This is a genomic window from Leifsonia shinshuensis, from assembly GCF_014217625.1.
Lineage (GTDB): Bacteria > Actinomycetota > Actinomycetes > Actinomycetales > Microbacteriaceae > Leifsonia > Leifsonia shinshuensis_A.
On sequence record NZ_CP043641.1, the window covers coordinates 3353507 to 3377441 of the forward strand.

The following is a 23935-nucleotide window of genomic DNA, read 5'->3' on the forward strand; positions in this document are numbered from 1 at the left end:
GGCCCCGGCGGCGTCAGTCGCCGGAGTCGGCGCGGTCCCTTCGGGTGAGAACCGCGCCGACTCCGAACCTCCGTGATCCGTCACGCCTCGTCCGTCGTCCCGGTGATCCCGGAGGTGGACTCGATGACGGCGGTCATCTTCTTGTTGAGCGCTTCGTAGAACATCGAGAGCGGGAACTCGTCGTCCAGGACGGCGTCGGTGTATCCCTTCGGCGGACCGGCGAGGACCTCATCCGACAGCCCCCGTGCCCACACCGACGCCGGGTTCGGGGTGAGGGTTTGGGTGAGCATGTCGTAGGCGGCGAGCCAGTGCGCGACCTTGGGCCGGTCGATGGAGCGCCAGTACAGGTCATTGATCCGATCCGAAAGAGCCACCACAACATCGGGGACCTCGTCCCAGTCGATGGTGAGCTGGGTGTCGGTCCAGTGCAGCACGTTGTGCTGGTGCAGCCAGGCGAAGAGCAGTTGCCCGCCGAGGCCGTCGTAGTTGCGGATCCGGCTGCCGGTGATCGCGAACCGGAAGATCCGGTCGAAGATCACCGCGTACTGCACCAGTTTCGCGTGGTCACGGATCTGCTTCTGCGCATCCGACAGCTCGACCTCCGGCAGGGCGCCCAGCGAACGTTCCAGGCGGACGGACTCGCGGAACGCGGTCAGGTCGCAGCGCAATTCCTCCAGCGAATAGAGGAAGAACGGCATCCGCTGCTTGATCATAAACGGGTCGAAGGGCAGGTCGCCGCGCATGTGGGAGCGGTCGTGGATGATGTCCCACATCACGAAGGTCTCCTCCGTCAGCCGCTGGTCCTCCAGCATCCGGGCGGCGTCCTCCGGCAGCTCCAGTTTCGTTATCTGTGCGGCGGCGGCCACGACCCGGCGGTAGCGGGCGGCCTCCCGGTCCTGAAAGATCGCACCCCACGTGAACGAGGGGATCTCGCGCATCGCGACGGTCTCCGGGAACAGCACGGCCGAGTTGGTGTCGTAGCCGGGCGTGAAGTCCACGAAGCGGAGCGCGACGAACAGCTTGTTGCCGTAGTCGCCGGCCTCCAGCGCCGCGATGAAGTCGGGCCAGATCACCTCGACCAGCACGGCCTCCACGAACCGGTTCGTGCTGCCGTTCTGCGTGTACATCGGGAACACGACCAGGTGGCCGAGGCCGTCGACGCGGTGCTGCTGCGGCTGGAACGCGTTCAGCGCGTCCAGGAAGTCGGGCACGCCGAAGCCCTCGTCCGCCCAGCGGCCGAAGTCGTGGCGGAGCGCCGCGAGGTAGTCGGCGTCATGCGGGAAGAAGGGGGCGAGCTCGTCGACGGCGTCGACGATCGTGGCTGTGAGCTCCGCGGCCGCGGGCTTGTCGGACTCCTGCTCGACCGAGCCGTCCTTGACCTGCAGCGCCTGGAGGGCGGTCGCCGCCCCCTTCAGCCGCAGCCACGCGGGATGCGTCGCGACCTCGCGCACCGGACGGGCGTCCTCGACGACCTCGGGCTCCCCGACAATGGCTCCTGCAGTGAACTGCGGGACGAATTGAGACATGACGAACCTCCCGTCGTACGATCGGCCGCGCTCGCGGCACTGCGATGGAGCGCCGAGTGGGCGCTCTGATCCGAGCCTAACCGCGAAGTCCGGACGATTTCTTGACAGTTTCGACGGAAAGCTGCGCGCAGTGGGCGGATGGCGCACGAAACCATCGTCTCGTCATGCTCGGCCGCCGTCTCGCTCTCTTCATCATGATCATGAACGAGCACACGAACTCCGCCGTCCCGCATGTCGAGCGCATCCTCGCCGCCCGGTCGGGTGAGTGGGTCCGCATCTCCTGCGACTGCCCCATCGGCGAGGACCACACCTACGCCGAGTGGGTGGCGCGCTTCGGCGGCGGGACGGTCAGCCTGCCGTCGTGACCAGCTGCGCCGAGATGACCAGATTGGCCACCGACGCGGTCTGGGCGGGTGTCTGGAGGCAGGTCAGCAGCACGAGCCGCCCGGGCGCGTTCGCCCAGAGTGCCGCATCGGCGTGGACGTCCGGCTTGTGGACCGTCTCCGAACCGGTGACCCGGTAGTGGAGGCCGCCCACGAAGACATCGGCGCCGACCCGGACGGACGCCGTCCCCGCCGTCAGATCGGTGAGGAAGTTCCCAGGGCACACCGCTCCGCCGCGGCACGAGTGCATCACCACGAACACGGTCCCGCTGCCGGCATGCGCGAGCTGCGCGCCGTAATTGCGCACCAGATACGCCGACGAGAATCCGGGCGGGTCGATGACGCCGTCCACCTCGTTCAGCTCGCCCAGCGGAACGGCGAGGCCGGCGGAGGGCACGCGCAGCGTCATCCCGTGCACCTGGGCGACGGCCTCGGTCCTCCGCCGCACGGCCTCCGACGGGGCGGGGAGGTCGACGGGATTCCCGCGCATGTCCCTCGGCTGGTCGCCGCCGAGGTATGACGACACCGTGAGGGCGCCGGCGACGATCGCGACGGCGCACAGCACCCCCGCGATCGCGATGCGCGCGGCGCCGGGCCGGCGGCGGGTGCGCGCGCGCCTAGCCACGGGGCGCCCGGCTGCGGCCCGACCACCCGATGTACCCGCCGCCCGCGACGACCGCGCCCGCGAAACCGGCGGCCCACCAGGGGAACCCGGGCCCGGCCGCCGGCTCACGACCCTCGGTCACCGCGACCTTCGGAGTCGGCGTCACGCGCTCTCCGGTGACGAGGATGCGCTGGCTGTTGATGCCGAGCGGTGTGCAGGTCACGAGGGTCACGAGATCCTTTCCCGGCACCGGGTCGAGCGTCGTGGTCTGGTCCGGGTCCACCACCGCGATGCTGGAGACGCGGTAGGTCAGCGTCTCGCCGAAGACGTAGAGCGTGAAGGTGTCGCCATCGCGCACCCTGTCGAGGTTCGTGAACAGCGTCGCCGAGGCGAGCCCGCGATGGCCGGCGAGAACGGCGTGCGTGCCGAGGCCGCCGACCGGGAGCGAGGTCCCCTCCAGATGTCCGACGCCCTCCGCGAGCGTCGGGTCGCTGGTGCCGTGGAGGATCGGGAGGTCGACGCCGATGGACGGGATGACGATGCGGCCCATCAGGCCGTACGCGTTCGCGGCGAGCAGGCGGTCGTAGTCGAAGCCCTGCGGCAGCGCGGAGGCCGTGCCGACGGGGAGGCGCTCGTTCGCCTTCACGGCGCCGCCGCCGGTCAGTGCGGAGTTGTAGGCCTCGGCCTCCTTCAGCGCCTCCAGGCGGCTGGCGGGACCGATGGCCGTCACGGCGTCGCCGTACTGGGCGATCCGCTCAGCCTCCTCGGTCGCGCTGAACCAGCTGGCGGTCGCCGGGTAGAGCGCGACGCCCACGCCCAGGAGACACAGCACGGTGACCGCCACCGACAGGGCGGAGAGCCGCCACCGTCCCTCGGCGGCGGCCCTCCGCTGCTGTGCTGCGCTCACGCGGCCGGCTCCTCCTCGCTGGCACGGCGGCGAACCACGAGGACGGCCGCGGCGACCGCGAGGGCGGCCAGCGCGAGGCCACCGCCGACGAAGACCGCGGTCCCGGTGGAGCCCGTCAGCGGCAGCGCGATAGGCGGGGCCTGCGGGTCGGTTACCGTCACGGTCGCGTTCGCGCTGGAGCCGGGGGCCACCGTCTGCGCGTAACCTCCGGCCGACTGCGCGAAGGCCGGTGCGATCACGTAGCCCGCCGGTGCCTGCGTCTCGACGATGTAGTAGCTCAGGTCCGCCCCGGCGCCGTCGTTCTGCGCCTTGAGTCCGTCGATCGCGACGTCGCCCGAGGCGTCGGAGGTGAAGGTGGTCGCCCCGCCCACCGCGACCGGGTCGCTCAGGCTCTGCGCGTCGGACTTCGAGCTGAACACCTGGAACTGCGCGCCGGCCAGGGCCTTCCCGTTCGGGTCGACCTTGTGGAGGGTCACGTCGCCCCAGGTCTCCTGCACCATGTCGGACGGCGTGGTCGTGGTCGAGCCCGACTGCGTCGAGATCGTCTGGTTCGCGATGTTCTGGATCGTCCCGCCGCCGACGGCGTTGACGACGGTCGGGAACGCCGCGGTGACGACCGCGCCCGGGTTCGCCGTCAGCAGGGCGAGGCCGGAGGCGGTGAAGTCCACCATCACGGTCTGGCCCGCCACGCTGACGGTGTAGTCCGTCGCCGGCAGTGCGATGGCGGCGCCGGTCGGGGAGGCGAGGGAGACCGCGACCGACGCCGCGGCCGGCGGGGTCAGCCGCGCGTCCAGCGGGTCGGCCAGCGAGTACCGGGTGAAGGCATCCCCCGCCACCTGGTTCGGGACGGTGGACTCCACGCTCCAGGTGACGGAGGAGCCGACGCCGTACGCGCCGGCGTCGTCGACCGTCTTGACCGGTGCGCCCTGCACGGTGTTCTTCGGGTAGACGGACACGTCCGTCAGCCAGTTCCCGCTCTGCGGCAGCGGAAGCGTCACCAGGAACGGGGCGCCGAGCTCCGTGCCGGCCGGAGCGCTCGTCTCGGTGACCTCGTAGACGGCAGCGGTGGAGGTCGAGTACGTCGTGACTCCCGTTGCGCCGGTCGCCGGGAGCGCGGTCGCGGCGCCGGTCGTGTAGGTGGTGCCCCCGCCGACGACCTGGCCGGCGGCGTTCACCGTCAGGCCGGCCGCGGTCGTCCATCCCGCCGGGCTGGTCAGGTCGACGCCGTTCACAGGTGCGACGCTGAACACGACGCCCGGGATCGGCGGGAGGCTGCTGGTCTGCGGGGTGCCGTCGGCCGGCGTCCCGCCGCCTGCCGGATTCTGGAGTTTCGTGATGGTCAGGGTGTACGGACCGGCCGGCGCGTTGCCGCCGGTGGTGTCCGCGTTCGCGGGTGCGGCGAAGGCTGCAGCGCCCAGCAGGACGAGGGCGCCGATGCCGATCGCTGCGGCCGGTCTTCTCGTGATGGCGCGTCTTCTTGTGATGGCCATGGAGGTTCCTGTTCTGTGTTCGGGTGGAGGAGAGGAGCTGGTGGTCAGCGCGGGAGTCTGCGCAGCCGGCGCCGGAGCTGCCACGCGGCCAGCGCGGCCGCCACGGTGAACGCCGCGATGGCTGCAACGGCGACGACATCGGTGCCGACGCCTCCGGTGAGGGGCAGGACGATCGCCGGGGCGTCCGGCGTCCGGGCGTGGTACTGGTCGACGGCGGAGACCGGGGTGCCGCTGAGCGCACCGGTGGCCGCCACCTTCGCGGCGTCGGCGTGGACCGCATCGAAGCCGAGGGCGCCCAGCGTCGCGGTGCAGTGGACGCTCGCGCCGACCGCCAGCGGACCGCTCCACTGCGTGCCGGTCGAACCGTCCGGGAAGGCGCAGCTCAGCCCCGCGACGGTGGCCGAGCCCGCGACGATCGCGTCGCTCACTGTGACGTTCTGCAGCGGCTCGCCTCCGGTGTTCGTCACGGCGAAGGTGAGGCCGGTCGTCTTCGTCGCGTCGAGCGTCACCGCGGTGGCGGCGGTCGGCGCATGGTTCCCTGCGGCGTCGGTCTTGACGATCGCGACACTCGGCGGCGTCGCGACCCGGATGCCGACTTTCACCGGCTCCGCCGGGAGCAGGGGGCCGCTCGGGCTGGAGGCCGCGTACGCGAGCGAGTTCCAGGCGACCTGGCCCGGGGCGGCCGACGCCGGCAGCTTCATGGCGTAGTCGACCTCCACCGTCTGACCCGGCTGGAACGTCAGCGCCGTCGCGTCGATGCGGACCGCGCGCACCTGCGTCCAGTCCGTCACCTGCGCGGCGGTGAGCCAGGTCGGCCCGCAGCCCGCGGGCTGGTTCGGGTAGACCTCGGGTCGGCACGGGTTCGCGCTGAGGGAGTAGGTCGCGGTCACCCCGGTCGGCAGCGTCAGTGCGCGCGCGAGCGTCGGCTGGAACTGGGAGCCGCGGGCCACGCCGCTCTGCCCGCCGGACACGCCCGTGTCTCCGACGGACGGGAAGACGTCGTAGACCACCAGCCCGGTGATCGGCGTCGAGCCCAGCGAGCCGATGTTCAGCCGCCACTGCGACGTTCCGCCCGCCGGCGAGGTGCCGATGGCCGGAGCGCCGGGCACGGAGAACAGGAACCGGCTGTCGTACTGCCCCTCGACCTCCTTCTGCGCGCCGGCCTGCGCCGACGTCCCGGTGGCGAACGAGGCGGTGGAGGTCGTGCCCGTGTTCGGGCTCGGAGCCCACGCCGGGTCGGCGTCGTCCCACACGCTGGCCGTGTTGGTCTGCGTGGACGCGCCCACTCCCGGGTTCACCACCGTGTCGAGCTGGATCGTGAAGGCCTGCTGCCGGTTCAGGACGCTCCCCGGCGGGAAGGTGAAGGTCAGCGTCTGCCCGCTCTGGCTGACGGTCATGTCCGCCGTCGTGAAGGCGGCGGCGTAGGCGAGTCCGCCCGCCGTGCTGGTCACAACCGCGCTGCCGGGCACGTAGCTCACCCCTGCGGGCAGGGTGTCCGTGACGTGGACCGGGACGTCGAGATAGTGCGCGTCGCCGGCGGCGCCCTTGTTCGAGACCAGGAGCCTCCAGGGCGCGATCTGACCGGAGACCAGTGCGTTCGGCCCTCCGGTGTAGGACTTCGCGATGATCACGTCCGCCGCCGCGTCCTCGAAGTACGCCACGGCGCACGACTTGTCCGTGTCGCCGATGTTCGTCAGGGTCGTCGGCGGCGCGTTCGTCAGCGACCACTGCGCGCAGTTCGTCTGGGTCGTCGGGGTGTAGGCGTCGCCGGCGGTGAGTTTGCCGTCCACGTTGATGATGAGGGTCGACGAGGGGTTGACCGCTCCCGGCGGGAGCGCGATCGCGTAGCCGCCGATCAGCCAGCCCGCGGGGACCGGGTAGGGGACCGAGCCGTCCGTCGACTTGGTCACGGTCTGCGTCGTCCCGTCGGCGAGGTAGAAGGTGAACACCGACCCCTGCGGGACGTTCTCGAACTCGCTCGCGGTGAAACCGGGAGTCGTGCAGCTCTGCGGCACGGAGTTGTTCAGCGGTGCGCTGCCGCACGGGGCGTAGTCGTAGAGCGTGCCGCCGATCGGCACGTTGCCGGTGTTCGCGATCTGGAGGTTCCAGTGGAAGTTCGCGGTCTTGAAGATCGCGCCGGCGCTCGTGCTGTTCGGCACCACCGTTTTGGAGAACGCGCCGGAGGAGACCGGGTTGTTCGCGAAGGTGTGGCTGACGCTCGCGGTCGCCGACACGGTCGAGGGGTCGGTGACGGTGGTCGCGGTGAACGTCGCGGTGTTGGTCACCGTGTTGGTCGGTCCGAACGTGCTGGACGGGTAGCGGACCTGCACCGTGACGCTGATGTCCGGGCCGCAGCAGTTGTCGGCGGCGGCGCTCGACGGCCAGGTGATCGTGTTGGCGGCCGCGTTGTAGACGCCTCCGCTGGAGGCGGCCACGAACACGGCGCCGGCCGGGAGCGTGTCCACCAGCACCGGGTTGCTGGTGTCCCAGAATCCGTTGCCCGGGACGAACTTCGTGTAGTCGCCGGTGAGCTGGTAAGCCGTCACGCCGTCGAGCACGGATGCGCCGAGGAGGACCTTGGTGACGCTCATCGCGGGCTTGGCCGTGATCGTGATCGGCGCCGCCGTGGCCGTCGCAGGGGCGGCGGCCGAGCTGGAGCTGAACGTGGCCGTCGCCGTGAGCGTCGACTGATCGGGCGTGGTGCCGTTCGCGGTCTTGCACGCGAAGGTGAGCTGGCCGGATGCCCCGACCGGGATGCTGCTGCCCGTCCCGGTGCCGGCGAACCCGTTCGCGGTGGGGGCGAAGTCGCCGTTCCCCGTCGAGCCGCCGACGGTGCAGGTCACCGCGTTGTCCTGAGGGGAGCGCTTGGCGACGGCGATGGCGATCTGCGCGTTGGCGCAGGAGGTGACGGAGGGGTCGACCGATGAGCACTGGTAGTTCACGGTCCACTGCGCGGTCGCGCCGGACGGGATGGGGGTCGTCGCGGGCGTGATCGTCACGGACAGGCTGGCGGTGGCTCCCGCCGCGAGTGCCGGGCCTCCCGCCAGCAGTGCGACCGGGCACACCAGGAGGGCGGCGACGAGCGCGGCGAGACGGCGCGCGGCAGGCCGGCGCGCGGCGGGGCGCAGGGGGGATGCGAGCACTTCGGGTCCTCCGAGTCGGGTCTTCGGGTGCGGACCAGCGGGCGCGAGTCGAGGGCTCGCGACTGGTTCGAAGTTAAGGAGCGATTTCACCCCCGGGTGTGACGCGTCCCGTCCTGTGAGTTCGCTGACCCTGCTGTCTGCCGTGTGCGTGCGCGCGATCGAGAGCGACGGGGGAGGTGGCGGGCGCACTCGTGCCGCTGCCGTCGGACGCGACGGCGGTGAGGGTGTAGTCCCCGTCCGGCAGCGCGGAGAGGTCGAGGGTGACGGACCACATCCCGGCCGACGTCGTGGTCCCGCTCGCGTGCGCCTGTGCTGTTCCGGAGGCGCCGAGAAGGGCGACCGCGACGCTGCTGCCGGGGAGCGCCGTACCGGAGACGGTGGCGTGCCGCGAGCGGATCGTGGTCGACGGGGTCAGGATCGCCGGTGCGGGCAGGGGCGGCGCGGCGGGAGGTGTCGGCGTCGGGGTCGGAGTGGGAGTCGGCGTCGGACTCGCGGTTGGCGTCGGACTCGCGGTCGGCGTCGGACTCGCGGTCGGCGTCGCTGTCGGTGTCACGGTCGTCGTGGGGACCCGGTCGGCATCCGGCTGAGTGGACACGGCAGCACCCGTGGTGTCGTCGGGAGTCGCGGGCGGAGCGGGATCCGGCTCCGCTGGAGGGCCGACGGGAACGGGCGCCGGAGCCGCACCGCCGGCATCGCCCGGTGCGGCGGCAGCCGAGTGCGCAGCGCTGCCCGCGACCGGCGCCGACACCGTCTCGCGGGGCGCGACGCCGAGCGCTACCGCGACGAGGGAGGTCGCCGCGACGACGGCCGACGCCACGACCGCCGTCGACCTCCAGGCCGTCGAGTCCCACGCGCGCGACCCGGTTCCTGCCGATCCCGCGCCCGGCTCGGCGGCGCTCGCCGCGGCCGCCCCGCCGTTCGCCGTCCCGCTCGCGTACGCCGCCGCGCCCCCGATCCCCGCGGCGAGCGGCAGGAGCACGAAGCCGAGGCGCCGGTTCACCTCCACGGCCTCCGCTGCGACGAGGCGGCAGTCCCCGCAGCCCGCGAGGTGGTCGTCCAGGCGGCGGCGCACGCTCGCCGACAGGCGCTTGCGGAGGCCGGCGCCCAGGTGCTCGATCGCCCAGCGGCACTCCGAGTCCTCCCGCACCGTCGCCAGGTGGGCCTGGATCCAGGAGGCGCGAAGGCCCTCCCGCGCCCGTACGGCCAGCGCCGCCACGGAGTTCGCCTTCATCCCGAGCAGCGGCGCGACCTCGCGCGGCGGCAGCGCCTCGACCTCCGTGTACCAGAGCACCTCCTGCCACCGCGGCGGGAGGGCGCGGAACGCCCGGGCAGCGAGCGAACGGTCCAGCTCGGCCAGTCGGCTGGCCTCGGTGAACCGCAGGTCCTCGATCTCCTCGGCGTGCTCGATCGCGATCTCGCGCGCAGCGCGCCGCCCCCAGCTCGCCGCCGTGTTCCGGATCACCGTGAACAGGTAGGGCCGGAAGCCGGAGGTGGGTCCGCCGCCGTCCGTGATCGCCGCGAACATCCGCGTGAACGCCTCCGACACCAGGTCGTCCGGGTCGAAAGCCGCCGTGTACGCGCGGGCGACGGTCACGCCGGCGCGATAGTGGCGCTGCCACAGCTCCGCGTACGCCCGCTCGTCGCCGTCGCGGGTGCGATCGACGAGCTGGCTGTCGGACAGGGCATCAGGGGCGCCCTTGCGGGCGGCGGGACGGGACACGGGCTCTCCAGGTCGGGACTGGTGGGCGTCTCCGGGAAGGAGACGACTGCGCGCTGGAGAGAGCGCCGGACGGCCATTCCATGACGAAACCCGACGTGTGGGGTGATCCAGGGCCGTCCGCGTCATGGATGGCGGCCGAGCCGCTCTCTCACACTGCCGGCCCGGCTCCCTGCCGGCCGGCGCAGCCCCGTGGGGAGGCTGCTCGCGGGGTGTCCGCACATTCGGGATAGCCGGACACCCCGCGAACCAGCGGCCTAGAGTTCTCTCGTGGACGGGGTTCTCTCATGACGACGCAGAGTGGCCCGACGGCCCTCGACGTCCAGGACGCGCTCGCCGCGGTCGCCGATCCGGCCGACGCCGTCTTCCTGCAGCGCTTCTTCAAGACCGGGCCCGGCGAGTACGGCGAGGGCGATCTCTTCATCGGCGTGCGCGTGCCGCAGACCCGCGCGGTCGCGAAGCGGTTCGCCGGCCTGCCGCTGCCGGAGGTCCGTGCGCTGCTGGACAGCCCCGTCCACGAGCACAGGCTGGCCGGGCTCATCGTCCTGAACGCCGCCTTCGCCCGGGCGAGCGCCGCCCGCACCCGCGACGACGCCGAGCGGGAGCGGCTGGCCGGTTTCTACGTCCGGGCGGTGCGCGACGGCCGCGTGAACAACTGGGACCTCGTGGACGCGTCCGCCGAGTACGTGCTCGGCGCGTTCCTCCTCGACCGCCCGCGGGGGCTGCTGGACGAGCTCGCCGCCAGCCCGGTGCTGTGGGAGCGCCGGGTGGCCGTGCTCTCCACCTTCGCCTTCTTGAAGGCGGGCGACGCCTCCACGACGCTAGAGCTCGCGGCCCGGCTGCTGGACGATCCGGAGGACCTCATGCACAAGGCCGTCGGGTGGATGCTGCGCGAGACCGGCAAGCGGGTCGACCGCGCGCTGCTGGTCGGCTTCCTGGACGAGCACGCCGCGCGGATGCCGCGCACGATGCTCGCCTACGCGACCGAGCACCTCGACGCAGCGACCCGGGCGGCGTACCGGGCGCTGCCCCGCCGACCCCGGCGCGCCGCAGGCCTGGGATGATGGACGAATGGCGAGAACGGTTCGAGGCGCACGCGTCCTGATCACCGGCGCGGCCTCCGGCATGGGCCTCCTCTACGCGGAGCGCGCCGTCCGGGAGGGCGCCAAGGCCGTCGTGCTGTGGGATCGCGACGAGGCCGGCCTCACCCGCCTCACCGATCGCCTGCGCGGCGAAGTGCTCGCGGGCCGCACCGTCACCGCGTGGGGCGCTCCGGCCGGTTCGCCGAGCTCGGCGACCGGCTCGCGGAACGCCGGCACCAGCATCCACCCGTACGTCGTCGACCTCCGCGAGCTCGGCGGGATCGCCCAGGCGGCCCAGTCGGTCCGCAAGGAGCTCGACGGCGTCGACGTGCTCGTCAACAACGCGGGGATCGTGCGCGGCAAGTTCTTCTGGGAGCACGACAACGGCGACGACACCCGCGCGACCATGCAGGTCAACGCGCTGGCGCCGATGTACACGACGCGGGAGTTCCTGCCCGGCATGATCTCGAGCCCCCGCGAGGCGCGCATCGTCAACATCGCGTCGGCGGCCGGCACCCTCGCCAACCCGCGCATGAGCGTCTACGCGGCGAGCAAGTCCGCCGTCATCAACTGGAGCGACAGCCTCCGCCTCGAGCTCGAGCAGCAGGGCTACGGCCACGTGAAGGTCACGACCGTCGCGCCGAGCTACATCGACACCGGGATGTTCGAGGGCGCCCGCGGGCCGCTGCTCACCCCGATCCTCACCCCGGAGTACGTGGTCGACCGGGTCTGGCGGGCGATGCTCGCGGGCAAGCCGGTCCTGCTGCTGCCGTGGTCGGTGGGGCTCGCGAAGACGCTGAAGGGCGTCCTCCCGACCCGCGCGTGGGACGCCCTGGCCGGACGGCTGTTCGGCGTCTACAGCTCGATGGACGAGTTCACCGGACGCTGACCGCCGGCCGCAGTCGACTTGACGATCCATGCAGTTCCGGCGGCAGGACATGGATATCCGTGCAGCCGGATGCCGGCGCACCGCTCCTCCCGTGGAGTCTGGATGCGCGGGCCCGCTCCGGGCCTGTTCGTTCGGAAGGCAACGCACCATGAACTGGATCGGAACACGGGTCGGCTCGGCCCTCGCACTGGTCGTCGCAGTCGGCATCGGGGTAGTCGCCACCGACGTCAGCCGGCCGCTGACCTCCCTCGCCGCCGAAACGACCGGGATCACGCTCGCGACGACTCCGGACGACGCCACAGCTCTGAGCACATTCGCCGGCCGGGTCACCCCCACCGACCCTCTCGCGCTCCGCGGCTTCACCCCGGAGGTCGACGCCGCCACCCCGACGGCGACGACCGTGCCGGACGGCAGCCTCCACGCCTGGAAGATGGCGGCGCTCGCTGTGGTCCTGCTGGTGACGAGCGGCTGCCTCGCCGCGACGCACGCCGTCAAGCGCCGGGCGAGCCGGAGCTGACTGCGGCCCCGGCGGCCGACGCCCGGAAGGCACGCGGCGACGCCCCGAACCGGTCGGCGAAGACGCGGCTGAAGTGGGCGGCGTCCCGGAAACCCCAGCGCAGGGCGATCTCCCCGATCCGGAGGCCCGCGAACGCCGAGTCCGCCAGGTCGCGGCGGGAGCGCTCCAGGCGGCGTGTGCGCACCCAGGCGGCGACCGTGCTGTCGTGCTCCTCGAAGAGCGCGTGCAGCGTGCGTACCGACATGAAGTTGGCGCTCGCGATCTCTGCCACCGTCAGCCCGGGCCGGGCGAGGTTCAGCTCGATGTACTCGACGACCGCGTCGAGCTGCGACTCCCTGGTCCGGTCGCCACGGTCCTGCAGCGTCTCCACCACGACCGCGCCGAGCATGCCGACGGCGCTCTCGGCCAGCCGCCTGCCCGCGCCGCCCTGGAGGCGGTGGACCGTGCGCCCGAGCTGCGCGGCCAGCGGATGGACGATGCCGACGAGGGGACGCTCGCGCGCGAACCGCACCGCCACCACCTCGTCCACGATGCTGGCCGGGACCGGCAGCGCGTGATGCGGGATCCGGACGATCAGGCTCTCCCCGCCGTGGTCCAGCCGGAACGGACGGGCAGCGGAGTACGCGGTGATGTCACCGGCCCGCACCACGGCGGAGCGGCCGTCCTGCGTCAGCGCGCTCTCCCCGGAGAGCTGGATGTGGATCATCGCGTTGGCGCCGGTCTCGCTGCCGCCGTGCTGCTCCGGCTGCTCCACGGTGTGGCGCGAGCCGCCGATGGCGTTGAACACGATCCCGCCGATCATCGCGCCGCTCACGGCGGTGCGGAAGGTCTGCTGCTCCGTGCTCGTGCAGATCAGCGGGACCGTCGTCTCGGTGAAGCGACGGCGGGTCTCGTCGAAACCCAGGAGGAGCCGCGCGAATCCTCGATCCGGCGGCTGCTCCCCAGGCTTCATGGGGCGGGAATCTAGCAGAGCCCCACGGGGTCAGGCGACGCCTCCGCGGTCCACGTCGTCGCGCCAGGCGCCCGTCTCCGCGGGCTGCGCCTCGATGAACTCCTTGAAGTTGCGGAGGTCCTTCTTGACGGCGTGGTCGTCCACGCCGAGCGCTGCGCCGACCTTCTCCATCGCATCACCCGGCTGCCAGTCGAACTGCACCGTGACGCGGCTGCTGTCGTCGGAGAGACGATGGAAGGTGACGACGCCCGCGTGGACGACGTCGCCCGCGACGCTCTTCCAGGCCACCCGCTCGTCCGGGTGCTGCTCGGTGATGACGGTGTCGAACTCGCGGACGGCGCCGCCGATCTTCACGCGCCAGTGGTTGGTGGTGGAGTCGACCTGGCGGATGTCCTCCACCTGATCGAGGAACTGCGGGAAGCTCTCGAACTGAGTCCACTGGTTGTACGCGGTGGTGACGGGCACGTTCACGTCGACGCTCTCGGTCACGGTGGTCATAAGCCGGTTCCTCTCCTCGATGTGCGGATTCGGCGCCGACGGTAAGCGGGGTCGCCGATGCGTGCGAGGGGGTCGACAGTCGTCCGGGATGGTGGGAGTGGCGGGTGGCCCCGCGGGTCTCGTGTCAGGCCCAGCGGCGGTTCGCCCACCGCTCGAACAGCCCGACCAGCGAGTCCGTCAGCTTGCCGAGGATGGCGAGCAGGATGATCGCCAGGAACAGCCGGTCGGTGCGCCCGTTGTTCTGCGAGTCGCTGAGCAGGAAGCCCAGCCCCATGGACGACGCGATCAGCTCGGCGGCGACCAGGAACAGCCACGCCTGCGCCAGCGCCAGCCGGAGGCCGGAGACGACCGACGGCAGCACGGACGGCAGCTGCACCGTCGTGAACAGCCGGACCCCGCCGAGCCCGAAGGCGCGGCCGGCCTCCACCAGCTGGCGGTCGACGTGCCGGAGGGCAGCGCCGACGGTCGTGTAGACCGGGAAGAACGCGCCGATCGCGATGAGGATGATCTTGGAGTCCTCGCCGATCTTGAACCACAGGATCAGCAGCGGCACCCAGGCGAGCGACGGCACCGCCCGGATCGCGCCGAGCGTGGGGCTGAACAGGATGTCGCCGAGACGCGACAGCCCGACGATCGCGCCGAACAGCAGCCCGAGGGCGGCGCCGAACGCGAAGCCGATCAGGACGCGCTGCGTCGAGATGGCGATGTAGAGGCCGAGGAGGCCGCGCTGCGCGAGATCGACACCCGCCTGGACGACCATCGCCGGGGTGGGGAGCTGGGAGGACGAGAACGCGCCCGACGTGGAGGCGAGCTGCCACGCGACGAGCAGGACGACCGGGATCAGCGCGCCGCCGACGACCCGCACCCAGCGGCGCGAGAGGAACGGCGCGGTGGGGGAGGCCTCCCGCGGCGTCTCGCGCGCGACGGACGTGGCCACGAGGCCGTCGCCGGGCCCGCCGACCACGAGGAGCGGCCCGTCGCCCTCGGGCGCGTTCTGGTACGTCATCCCGCGCTCAGCCGATCGCGCTCGGGTCGGCCTTCTTCGCGAAGGCCGGGTCGAGGAGGCTGTCGAGCGCCTTGTCGATGTCGCCCTGCGTGCGCACGTCGCCGGACTGCACGAAGATCGGGCCGACCTTCTTCAGCACGGCGAGCTGCGCCGGGCCGGGGACGTTCGAGACGCCGAGGTTGGTGCGCTCGGTGATCACCGTGGTCGCCACCGACGGGTCGATGCCGGCGACGTCCGCGAGGATCTTCGCGGTGTCGTCCGGATGCTTCAGCGCCCAGGCGCGCGCGTACTCGTAGGTGTTCACGACCGTCTGCGCGACATCCGGCTTCGAGGAGAGGAAGGACTCCGTGGCGTTGAGGAAGCCGTAGGTGTTGAACTTCACGTTGCGGTAGATCAGCTTCGCGCCGGACTTCTCGGCGTTGGCCATGATCGGGTCGAGCCCGCTCCACGCCTGCACCGAGCCGTTCTGCAGCGCCGCCCAGCCGTCGGCGTGCTGGAGGTTCTGGATGGTGACGTCGTTCGCCGACAGCCCGTTGGCCTCCAGCGCCTGCAGCAGGAAGAAGTAGGGGTCGGTGCCCTTGGTCGCCGCGATCTGCTTGCCCTTGAGCTCCTTCACGGAGGTGATCGGGGAGTTCGGGCCGACGACGAGCGCCGACCATTCGGGCTGCGAGAAGATGTCGATGGTCTTGATCGCGGAGCCGTTCGCGCGCGCGAGCAGCGCGGCCGAGCCCGCGGTGGACCCGACGTCGATCGCGCCAGAGCGCAGCGCTTCGTTCGCCTTGTTGGAGCCGGCCGACTGCACCCAGTTGACCGTGATGTCCTGCTTCTTCAGCGCCTTCTCGAGCCAGCCTTCCTTCTTGATGACCAGGCTCAGCGGGTTGTAGGTCGCGAAGTCGATGTTGAGCGTGCCGCCCTTCGTGACGCCGGCCGTGCTCTGGGAGCCGGACGCGGCGCCCTCGCCGGCGACGCAGCCGGAGAGGAGGAGGGCGGCAGCGGCGGCGACGGCCGCGGCGGCGGTGAGGAGGGTGGGTCTGCGGTGCATGCGGGGTGCCTCTCGGGTCTGGTGTGGCGGTGCTGTGTTGTGCGGTGCGGTGCTGTTCGGTGCCGGGTGGCGTGCTCAGTACGGGAACGGTGCGATGGCCGGCGCCTGGCGGTCGTGCAGCGCCCTCCCGTGCCGGTCGATGCCGAGCCCGTCGAGCAGTTCGGCCCGGAGCTCGGCGAGCGCCGCGGAGCCCCGGTCGCGCGGCCGGGCGCCGGGGACCGTGACGACGCGACGGATGGTCGCGCCGTCACGGCCGTCCTCGCGGCCCAGCAGGATGACGCGGTCGGCGAGCTGGAGTGCTTCGTCCACGTCATGCGTGACGAGCAGGATGGTGGCCGGGTTGGCGGCGTGGACGTCGAGGAGGAGGTCCTGCATCCGCAGCCGGGTGAGCGCGTCGAGCGCCCCGAACGGCTCGTCCAGCAGGAGGACGCCGGGGTTGCGGGCGAGCGCCCGGGCGAGCGAGGCCCGCTGCGCCATGCCGCCGGAGACCTCCCGCGGCCGCAGCGAGGCGGACGCGTCCAGCCCCACGAGCTCCAGCAGCCTCCCGACCCGCTCGCGCCCGTCGCCGCGGTCGATCCCCCGCGGCAGCCCGAGCGCGACGTCGTCCGCGAGCGACCGCCACGGCAGCAGCCGCGGCTCCTGGAACCCGACCGCGCAGCGCGCGTCGATCCCGGCGACCGGCGACCCGTCGATGAGCGCCGCGCCGGCCGTGGGCGAGTCGAGTCCGCCCGCGATGCGCAGGAGCGTCGACTTCCCGCACCCGCTGGCGCCGAGGATGGCGACGACCTCACCGGCCTCGACGCTCAGCGACACGTCCCGGAGCACGGGCCTCGCCGCGGGTGCGACTCCGCGCCGCCGCGTCCCGGGGAACGCCCGCCCGACACCGACGAAGTCGACGGAGAACGCGGACGAGGACGAGAGGGAGGCCATGGTCCTCCGACGCTACCGACAGCGGCCCAGCGGCCGCTCGCGGGGGCGCAATGCGGCGTAACGAAAGGTTGTGGGGTTGTCGGCCGGTCCCGATTCCGTGACATTGTTATCTGACATCGACCATGCCGACCGGAGGGACTGTGCCATGAGATCGAAGCGCAGCCTCGCCGCAGCGTCGGTCGTCGCCGGTCTTGTCGTGAGCGGTGCCCTCCTCGCCGGCCCGGCAGCCGCGGCGGTCGACCCCGGCGAACCGTCCCTGTCGCAGCCGCTCCCGGTCTTCCCGGGGTTCACGCCTCGCTTCGATGCCGTGACCGTGGTGGACGCGCGAACTGGCGAGGTCATCGGCACCCGGCACGCCGATCGGGCCCCCACCTTCCGCTGACGCACGGTCCAGTCCGGTCGGAATTGCGTGCCAGCACGGTTCCGGCACCGCGCCCCCGATCCCTACCGTGTATTAACTTCATGCATTGGGATTGGAAATATGAGCCTGCCGACACCCGCCTCACGTTCCGCCATCGACCTCTCCCGGCGCGACCTCGCCGTCGACCTCGTCCGCGTCTGCTGCGTGCTCGTGGTCGTCGTGGCGCATCTCCTCATGGTTGGCGTCGGCTTCGGGGCGGACGGCGCGTTGGAGATCACCAAACCTCTGACCGAGCAGCCCTGGTTCGCCGCGGTGTCCGTGTTCGGCCAGGTGATGCCGCTGTTCTTCGCGCTCGGCGGGTTCGCCGCGATCACCGGCTGGCGCTCCCTCCGCTCGAGAGGCGGTGACGCCTCCGACTTCTTGTACGCACGGCTCATCCGACTCGTGCGGCCGACCCTGCCGGTGTTCGTGTTCTTCACCGTCGCCCTGTGGACCGCGCGCGGGCTAAGCGCGCCCGAAGATGTCATCTCGGGAGTCGCGGCCGGCGTCGGGACGCCGCTGTGGTTTCTTGCCGCCTTCCTGCTCTGCCAGTAGGCCGCGCCGCTGATGATCCGCCTGCACGAGCGCGCACCCTGGCACACGCTGGTCGCCCTCGCGGGCTGCGCTACAGCCGTCGACCTGTTCCGGCTCGGCACCGGCGTCACGCTCCTCGGCCTGATCAACCTCGCGTTCGTCTGGCTGTTCGCCCAGCAGCTCGGCTTCCTCTACGCCGACGGCGTCTTCTTCCGGATGCGTCGCCGCCGGCTGGTCGCCCTCGCCGCTGCCGCGGCAGCCCTCCTCGCGGCAGGGGTTGCCGGCGGCGTGTACTCGCCGGACATGCTCGCCAACCAATACCCGGCCGTGTTCGCGATCGGACTGCTCGCGATCGTCCAGCTCTGCGGACTCACCCTCCTCCACCCGGCGCTGACCGCGCTCGTGCGCACGCGCCCGGCCCGCGTCCTGACATTCGTCGTCGGCAGTCGGCTGATGACCGTCTACCTCTGGCACCTGATCTGCATCATCGCGATCACCGGTGTCTGCCTGCTCGTGCCCGGATGGCATCCCGCCCCCGGCAGTCCGGACTGGTGGGCGAGCCGCCCGCTGGTCCTGGCCGCCGCGATCGCGCTCGTGCTCCTGCTCTCGCTCGGTCTGGCCCGGTTCGAGCGCGGACCGCGCCCGCTCACCGCCGCCGAGACTCGAGCGCCTGCCTGGCGCGTGCACCTCGCGGCTCTGCTCGCGTTCGCGCCGCCCTTCATCATCCTGATCCACGGCCTCGACCCGACGCTCGCCGTGTTCGGTCTCAGTCTGTACTCGTCGGCACTCATCCTCATCCGCCCGGACCGCATCGTCAGCCGACGACCCCACCCTCCCGTGGCCTCCGCACCACCGCCGTCACCAGCAGCGTCACCGCGATCAGCCAGCAGCCGGCCATGATCGCCGAGCTGAAGTCCTCGCCGTAGTCCACGAAGCTCATCCCGTTGAAGAACGCGCCCACCGTGAACAGCGCCGCGATCCCGGTGAGCCACCGCCAGCCGCGCACGCGCCCGGCCAGGCAGCGGGCGAACAGGGCGAGCGTTCCGAGCGCGAGCAGCAGACCGAGCCACGCGTGGATCAGGAGTGCCGGCCCCGCGCCGCCGCTGAGCGCCCAGGCGAGGCTTGTGAACGACCGTGAGAAGTACTCGTCCCCTGTGCTGCCGGGGTGCGTTTTGGGGAGCTCCACGAACAGGTTGAGCAGCATCCCCAGCGCGAACTGCGCGCCGAAGGCGACCAGGAGGGCGATGGCCGGGCGGCGCGGCGGCGCGGTGCGCATGACACCGGGATACCGCCTTGCGGGTCTGCGCGCAATCAGCGAGCGGGCGCGCTCACCAGATCATCGGCCGGTCGTCGTCGTCCTCTTCCGTCGCGACCTCCGCCAGCTCCACCAGCACCGGCACGTGGTCGCTCGGCGCGTCGCCCTTGCGCTCGTTCCGGTGGATGCTCGCATCCGACACCCGGTCCGCGAAGGCCGCTGAGCCGAGGATGAAGTCGATCCGCAGCCCCTCGTTGCGCGGGAAGCGGAGCTGCTTGTAGTCCCAGTACGTGTACCCGTCCGGCACGATCGGCCGCACGACATCGGTCAGCCCCACCTTCTCGAACGCGGCGAACGCGGTGCGCTCCGGCGGCGAGATGTGGGTGGAGGCGCCCGGGATCAGGCTCGGGTCGCCGACGTCGGAGTCGAGAGGGGCCACGTTCCAGTCGCCCATCAGCGCGAGCTGCTCGCCCGGGTTCTCGGCCAGCCAGCGCTGCGTGTCCGCGGCGAGGGCGGCGAGCCAGTCGAGCTTGTAGACGTAATGCGGGTCGTCCAGCGAGCGGCCGTTGGGGACGTACAGGCTCCACAGCCGCACGCCGTCCACCGTCGCCCCGATCGCGCGGGCCTCCTTCGGGAGGTCGGGGCCGTCGTGGTCCTTCAGGAACCCGGGCATGTCCGGGAAGCCGATCTCGACGTCCTCGATCGGCAGCCGGGCGGCGATCGCGACGCCGTTCCACTGGTTGAGGCCGTGCAGGACGACCTCGTAACCGGCCGCCTCGAACGCCTCGTACGGGAACTGCTCCGGCTTGCATTTGATCTCCTGCATGGCCAGGACGTCCACGTCCTCCCGGACCATCCAGTCCACCACGCGGGCGACTCGAGTGCGGATGGAGTTCACATTCCAGGTGGCGACGCGCATGCCCCGATCGTATCGGGGACCGCCGACCCCCTTGCCGGGAACGGGTTAACCGTAGAATGTCAGACGTGACCGACGCACGACAGCAGCTCATCGACTTCATCTCCGCCGAGGCGGTCTTCCACGGCGACTTCACGCTGACCAGCGGCAAGAAGGCCAGCTACTACGTCGACCTGCGCAAGGTGAGCCTCGACCACCGCGTGGCGCCGCTGATCGGCCAGGTCATGATCGACCTGATCGCGGAGGTCCCGGACGTGGTCGCCGTCGGCGGGATGACGATGGGCGCCGACCCGGTCGCCGCCGCGATCCTGCATCAGGGCGCGGCGCGCGGGCTGGCCTACGACGCATTCGTGGTCCGCAAGGAGCCGAAGGACCACGGCCGAGGCAAGCAGGTCGAGGGCCCGGACCTCGAGGGCAAGCGCGTCATCGTGCTGGAGGACACCTCCACGACCGGAGGCTCCCCGCTGAAGGCCATCGAGGCCCTCAAGAAGGTCGGAGCCGAGATCGCCGGCGTCGCCGTGGTCGTCGACCGCAACACGGGCGCACGCGAGGTCATCGAGTCGGCCGGCTACCCGTACTTCGCCGCCATCGGCCTCGAGGATCTGGGGCTGGAGTAGTGGCGGAACACCGCGAACCCCCGGCGGGGGAGGAGCCGGACCGGAACGCTGAGCCGAATCAGCCCACCGAACCGGAGGTGGGGAGCTCGGAGTGGTTCCTCGCGCAGCTGAGCGGCGGGCGGCCGTTGACGCGGCCGCCGGCGCCGCCGGCGCCGGAGGTGCCGGAGGCGGAGGCTGAGGCGGAGGACGGTGGTTCTCCGGAGGAGGCGGCCACGCCGTCCGAGCCCCCGGTGTCGGCCGGCCCCGCCCCCACCGTTCCGTTCGTGTTCGAGGATCTTCTGGGCGAGCAGGAGGCGACCGAGCCTCCTGCGCCGGGTGCGCCTGCGCCGGCTGCGCCTGCGCCGGCGACTCCGTCCGCATTCGAGGACCTTCTGGGTGATTCGGAGGCGATCGAGCCTCCGGCTCCGGCCAGCCCGGCCCCGGCCGCTGCGTCCGCGTTCGAGGACCTCCTGCGCGAGCCCGAGCCGACCGAGCCCACCGGCGACGAGGGCGACGGCGCCGTTCCGGACGGCACGGCCATCGCCCCGACAGCGCCCGGCTTCACGTGGAATCTGACCTCCCGCGAGACCCCGGAGCCCGCCGAAGGGACCTCGCTGTTCGACCCGGCCCAGGATGACGAGGCCGACGCGGCTCCGGTCCGCCGATCCAACTTCGTGGAGCCGACGCCTTCGGCTCCGATCCCGGCTCCTGCGGTGCCCGCGGAGTCCGCACCGGAGCCGGCCACACCGCCCACCCCGGCCGCGGCACCCGCCGAGTCAGCGCCTGAGCCGGCCGCAGCGCCGGAGCCCATCGGAGGGCCTGAGTCCGCCGCGGCGCCGGAGTCCGCCCCAGCGCCCGAGGCCACCGCAGCGCCTCAACCCACCGCGGCGTCCGAGCCCACCGTGGCGGCCGCGCCACCCACCGCATCGCCCGCGCCCACCGCAGCGCCCGCGCCCACCGCGGCGCCCGAGTCCGCGCCGGTTCCCGATCACATCCCGGCGAACGAGTCGACGCTCGCGCCCCCTGCGGAGCCCCTTCCGGACTCCGTCCCGGCGCCTGAGCCGACTGCGCCCGCGGCCGCCTCCCTGCCGGAGCCGACTCAGCCGTCCACAGCGACGACGCCGATCCAGCCGTTCGAACCCACCGGCTTCGTAGCCGCGCTGCGCATGCCGCAGCCGCCGGAGGTCGCCGACCGCTTCTCCGGACCCGAGCAGACTCTGGAGACGGGCACGCCCGATCAGGCCGTGCCCGGCTTCACCGCTCCCCAGCCCGTGGTGTCCGAACCGGGAGCTTCCGAGCCCACAGCTTCCGAGCCTGAGCCTGCGTCCCCGCCGACCGGACCCATCGAAGGTCACGGACTGGCCGCCCTGCTCGGGATGTTCGAGGAGGAGCGCCCCGCTCCGCGCCCGTTGCTCGGGGACACGACGGGGATCATCCCGCTCCCTCCGGCGCCGCAGACCCGCAAGGACGCGCTGCAGGCCGAGGCCGACGCGCAGGCGCGAGCCGACGCGCAGGCGCAGGCCGAAGCGCAGGCGCAAGCCGATGCGTGGGCGCAGGCCGACGCGCAGGCGCAGGCCGACGCGCGCGCTGAAGCGGAGGCGCGGGCCGAAGCGCAGGCGCGGGCCGAAGCGCAGGCACGGGCCGAAGCGCAGGCGCAGGCCGACGCACAGGCGCAGGCCGAAGCGGATGCTCAGGCCCGGGCCTGGGCCGCGGCCGGCGGAGCGACCGACGGTCAGGCCTCCCCCACGCCGCCTCCCCTCGCGGAGCCCGCGGCGGGGCCGGACGCCTATGCCGCCGCCGCCGCCCAGACCGAGGCGATCCTCGGCGCGCCGCCGTCGCCCGCGACCAGCCCGTTCGACGCGGAGGCGCTCGCCGCCGCTTCGGCCGCCGGCCCTGACCTCTTCGCCTCGCCGGCCGACGCCTCGCCGGCCGACGCCTCGCCGGCCGACGCCACGCAGCCCGCCACCGCGCCGGAGCGTACGGCGGACGACCCGGCCGCCGAGCGCGACGACGCGACCCTCGAACCGGACGACGAGGAGCACGACGGCATCGCCGCCCTCTTCGGCGACTTCGGCATCGACGAGGAGCCGGCGTCCGACGAACTTCCCGAACCGGCGACCGAGCCGGCCCCGTTCGCACCCGTGGAGAGCGCGGAGTCCGCACCGTTCGTCCCGCCTGTCCACCCGGCGGAGCCTGCCCCGTACGGTGGCCCTGCCGACTCCGTGGACCAGCCGGGCGGACCAGCCCGGCCTGTCGACTCCGCTCCGGTCGGCGAGCACGACCTGCCCGCCCCGGCGCCATCGCACGACGCGGAGGCGGTGCTGCCCGCGGCTGCGCTCGGGATGGACGCCCTCCTCTTCCCCGACCTCGCAGCCGACCGTGAGCAGGACGCGCATCCCGAACCCGACGCGCTGCCCCGGCACGAAGCCGCGCAGCAGCACGGGGTCCCGGGTGAGCCGGACGCCACCGGATTCGCCTTCGGCGAGCCGTCGGCCGGGCTGGAGGGACCCCAGGTCGGCTCGGGGACGAGTGCTTTCGACGCCCTCCTGACGCCCACGGTGGCCTTCGACGCCCTGGACACCCCGACCGTCGCCTTCGACGCCGCCGCCGCGGCGCGGGACACGACCCCGCCACCGGCCGACACCGGTTCGCCCGCGTCCAATGATGGTGGTGCGGGTACCACGGGCTCCGCCGCCGCCGCGGCGTCTCTCGCGGCCGCGTCCGCCGCCGCTGCCGCCGGTGCGGCTCCCGCCGGTGCGGCTCCCGCCGGTGCGGCTCCCGCCGGTGCGGCCTCCGCCTCCGCCTCCGCGCCCGCCCACGCGGCCACGCCGACACCCACTCCCGCACCCTGGACCGCCCCGGCACCCACCGCCAGCACCTCCAGCACCGCCACCCCCACCACCACCCCGCCGGCACCTCCCACCCCGCCGTCCACCCCTCAGCACCCGCTCAACCGCCGACTCTTCCTGATCCTCGGCGTGCTCGCGGTCCTGCTCGTCCTCGTCGGCCTCTTCGCCCTCGGGACGCGTCTCCCGTCGCTCTTCGGCGCCACCGCCGCCTCACCGAAGCCGTCGGCCTCCAGCACCGCCACGCACACGCCGACCCCGACGCCCACGCCGACCCCCACCGTCAGCCCGAAGCCCGCCGCGGCCGTCGGCCCCGGCACGCACGCGTGGGACACCCTCGGCGGCGGCGAGTGCCTCCAGCCGTACACCAACCCGTGGGCCGAGACCTTCACCGTCGTGGACTGCACGGCCGCGCACTCCGCGCAGCTCGTCTACACGAACCTCGTCTCGGCCGACCCGGCCGCCCCGTATCCGGGCGCCGACGCGCTCGCGCAGCAGATCAACACGCTGTGCACCGCGTCCGGCGTCATCGACCTCAACGCGGCCGCGGCGTATCCCGACCTGCAGGTGCAGGGCTCGTTCCCCGCGACCGAGGCGCAGTGGAAGAGTGGCCAGCGGTCGTACTACTGCTTCGCCAACCGGTCCAGCGGCCAGCCGCTGACGACCTCGGTCGCCGGCCAGGGGCCGACCGGCTGACCGGTC

General features: G+C 72.5%; 22 protein-coding genes. 9 read left to right on the forward strand and 13 right to left on the reverse strand.

Features of this window, described 5'->3' with window-relative positions; all coding sequences use genetic code 11:
* Window positions 1-80: 80 nt before the first annotated feature.
* A complete protein-coding gene (locus F1C12_RS16340; protein ID WP_185275946.1) occupies window positions 81-1526 on the reverse strand; it encodes a DUF6421 family protein in 1446 nt (481 codons plus the stop codon).
* Window positions 1527-1690: 164 nt separating this feature from the next.
* Here F1C12_RS16340 and F1C12_RS16345 point away from each other — a divergent pair, with 164 nt between their 5' ends.
* Window positions 1691-1891, forward strand: coding sequence for a hypothetical protein (locus tag F1C12_RS16345; RefSeq protein WP_185275947.1), 201 nt, complete (start codon window positions 1691-1693; stop codon window positions 1889-1891).
* Here the strand turns inward: F1C12_RS16345 and F1C12_RS16350 are convergent.
* The 5 genes from F1C12_RS16350 to F1C12_RS22845 all read right to left on the reverse strand — a co-directional run bounded on the left by F1C12_RS16350 (window position 1875) and on the right by F1C12_RS22845 (window position 9773).
* Window positions 1875-2534, reverse strand: coding sequence for a class F sortase (locus tag F1C12_RS16350; RefSeq protein ID WP_258045948.1), 660 nt, complete (start codon window positions 2532-2534; stop codon window positions 1875-1877). The two genes, F1C12_RS16345 and F1C12_RS16350, sit on opposite strands and share 17 nt — an antisense overlap.
* Window positions 2527-3420, reverse strand: coding sequence for a class C sortase (locus F1C12_RS16355; protein ID WP_185275948.1), 894 nt, complete (start codon window positions 3418-3420; stop codon window positions 2527-2529). The genes F1C12_RS16350 and F1C12_RS16355 overlap by 8 nt, the downstream gene beginning before the upstream one ends.
* Entirely contained in the window at window positions 3417-4910 is a 1494-nt protein-coding gene (locus F1C12_RS16360) for a SpaH/EbpB family LPXTG-anchored major pilin (RefSeq protein ID WP_185275949.1), read from the reverse strand. The genes F1C12_RS16355 and F1C12_RS16360 overlap by 4 nt, the downstream gene beginning before the upstream one ends.
* Window positions 4911-4954: 44 nt before the next feature.
* A complete protein-coding gene (locus F1C12_RS16365) occupies window positions 4955-8053 on the reverse strand; it encodes an isopeptide-forming domain-containing fimbrial protein (RefSeq protein WP_185275950.1) in 3099 nt (1032 codons plus the stop codon).
* A gap of 73 nt (window positions 8054-8126) precedes the next feature.
* Complete coding sequence (locus tag F1C12_RS22845) at window positions 8127-9773, reverse strand: sigma-70 family RNA polymerase sigma factor (protein WP_185275951.1); 1647 nt, start codon at window positions 9771-9773, stop codon at window positions 8127-8129.
* 284 nt (window positions 9774-10057) lie between these two features.
* Here F1C12_RS22845 and F1C12_RS16375 point away from each other — a divergent pair, with 284 nt between their 5' ends.
* The 3 genes from F1C12_RS16375 (at window position 10058) to F1C12_RS16385 (ending at window position 12258) form a co-directional block, all read left to right on the forward strand.
* Window positions 10058-10834: a DNA alkylation repair protein gene (locus F1C12_RS16375; RefSeq protein ID WP_185275952.1), complete on the forward strand. Its 777-nt coding sequence runs from the start codon at window positions 10058-10060 to the stop codon at window positions 10832-10834.
* A 7-nt stretch (window positions 10835-10841) separates the two neighbouring features.
* On the forward strand, window positions 10842-11741 hold the full coding sequence (locus tag F1C12_RS16380; protein WP_185275953.1) for an SDR family NAD(P)-dependent oxidoreductase: 900 nt from the start codon (window positions 10842-10844) through the stop codon (window positions 11739-11741).
* A gap of 148 nt (window positions 11742-11889) precedes the next feature.
* Window positions 11890-12258 carry a hypothetical protein gene (locus tag F1C12_RS16385; protein ID WP_185275954.1) on the forward strand — a complete coding sequence of 123 codons (369 nt, stop codon included), beginning with the start codon at window positions 11890-11892 and terminating at the stop codon, window positions 12256-12258.
* On the opposite strand, the gene F1C12_RS16390 is transcribed toward F1C12_RS16385, so the two are convergent.
* The 5 genes from F1C12_RS16390 to F1C12_RS16410 all read right to left on the reverse strand — a co-directional run bounded on the left by F1C12_RS16390 (window position 12233) and on the right by F1C12_RS16410 (window position 16686).
* Window positions 12233-13210, reverse strand: coding sequence for a helix-turn-helix domain-containing protein (locus F1C12_RS16390; protein WP_185275955.1), 978 nt, complete (start codon window positions 13208-13210; stop codon window positions 12233-12235). The genes F1C12_RS16385 and F1C12_RS16390 overlap by 26 nt on opposite strands.
* A gap of 30 nt (window positions 13211-13240) precedes the next feature.
* Complete coding sequence (locus tag F1C12_RS16395) at window positions 13241-13708, reverse strand: SRPBCC family protein (protein WP_185275956.1); 468 nt, start codon at window positions 13706-13708, stop codon at window positions 13241-13243.
* Between the two features lie 124 nt (window positions 13709-13832).
* Window positions 13833-14714: an ABC transporter permease gene (locus tag F1C12_RS16400; RefSeq protein ID WP_185275957.1), complete on the reverse strand. Its 882-nt coding sequence runs from the start codon at window positions 14712-14714 to the stop codon at window positions 13833-13835.
* Window positions 14715-14721: 7 nt separating this feature from the next.
* Complete coding sequence (locus F1C12_RS16405) at window positions 14722-15756, reverse strand: aliphatic sulfonate ABC transporter substrate-binding protein (RefSeq protein WP_185275958.1); 1035 nt, start codon at window positions 15754-15756, stop codon at window positions 14722-14724.
* A gap of 75 nt (window positions 15757-15831) precedes the next feature.
* A complete protein-coding gene (locus F1C12_RS16410) occupies window positions 15832-16686 on the reverse strand; it encodes an ABC transporter ATP-binding protein (RefSeq protein ID WP_185275959.1) in 855 nt (284 codons plus the stop codon).
* A 145-nt stretch (window positions 16687-16831) separates the two neighbouring features.
* Here F1C12_RS16410 and F1C12_RS16415 point away from each other — a divergent pair, with 145 nt between their 5' ends.
* From F1C12_RS16415 to F1C12_RS16425, 3 genes are all read left to right on the forward strand, one after another.
* Entirely contained in the window at window positions 16832-17068 is a 237-nt protein-coding gene (locus F1C12_RS16415; RefSeq protein ID WP_185275960.1) for a hypothetical protein, read from the forward strand.
* 99 nt (window positions 17069-17167) lie between these two features.
* Complete coding sequence (locus F1C12_RS16420; RefSeq protein WP_185275961.1) at window positions 17168-17641, forward strand: acyltransferase family protein; 474 nt, start codon at window positions 17168-17170, stop codon at window positions 17639-17641.
* A gap of 12 nt (window positions 17642-17653) precedes the next feature.
* Entirely contained in the window at window positions 17654-18520 is an 867-nt protein-coding gene (locus F1C12_RS16425) for a hypothetical protein (protein ID WP_185275962.1), read from the forward strand.
* On the opposite strand, the gene F1C12_RS16430 is transcribed toward F1C12_RS16425, so the two are convergent.
* Together F1C12_RS16430 and F1C12_RS16435 are read right to left on the reverse strand one after the other, a co-directional pair.
* A complete protein-coding gene (locus F1C12_RS16430; RefSeq protein WP_185275963.1) occupies window positions 18435-18896 on the reverse strand; it encodes a hypothetical protein in 462 nt (153 codons plus the stop codon). The two genes, F1C12_RS16425 and F1C12_RS16430, sit on opposite strands and share 86 nt — an antisense overlap.
* Before the next feature lie 52 nt (window positions 18897-18948).
* Window positions 18949-19794 carry an exodeoxyribonuclease III gene (locus F1C12_RS16435; protein WP_185275964.1) on the reverse strand — a complete coding sequence of 282 codons (846 nt, stop codon included), beginning with the start codon at window positions 19792-19794 and terminating at the stop codon, window positions 18949-18951.
* A gap of 65 nt (window positions 19795-19859) precedes the next feature.
* On the opposite strand from F1C12_RS16435, the gene pyrE reads away from it, so the two are divergent.
* Together pyrE and F1C12_RS16445 are read left to right on the forward strand one after the other, a co-directional pair.
* Window positions 19860-20408 (forward strand): orotate phosphoribosyltransferase, encoded by a 549-nt coding sequence (gene pyrE, locus F1C12_RS16440; protein WP_258045949.1) that lies wholly within the window; start codon window positions 19860-19862, stop codon window positions 20406-20408.
* Between the two features lie 77 nt (window positions 20409-20485).
* Window positions 20486-23929: a septum formation family protein gene (locus F1C12_RS16445; RefSeq protein ID WP_185275966.1), complete on the forward strand. Its 3444-nt coding sequence runs from the start codon at window positions 20486-20488 to the stop codon at window positions 23927-23929.
* The last annotated feature ends 6 nt before the right edge of the window (window positions 23930-23935 follow it).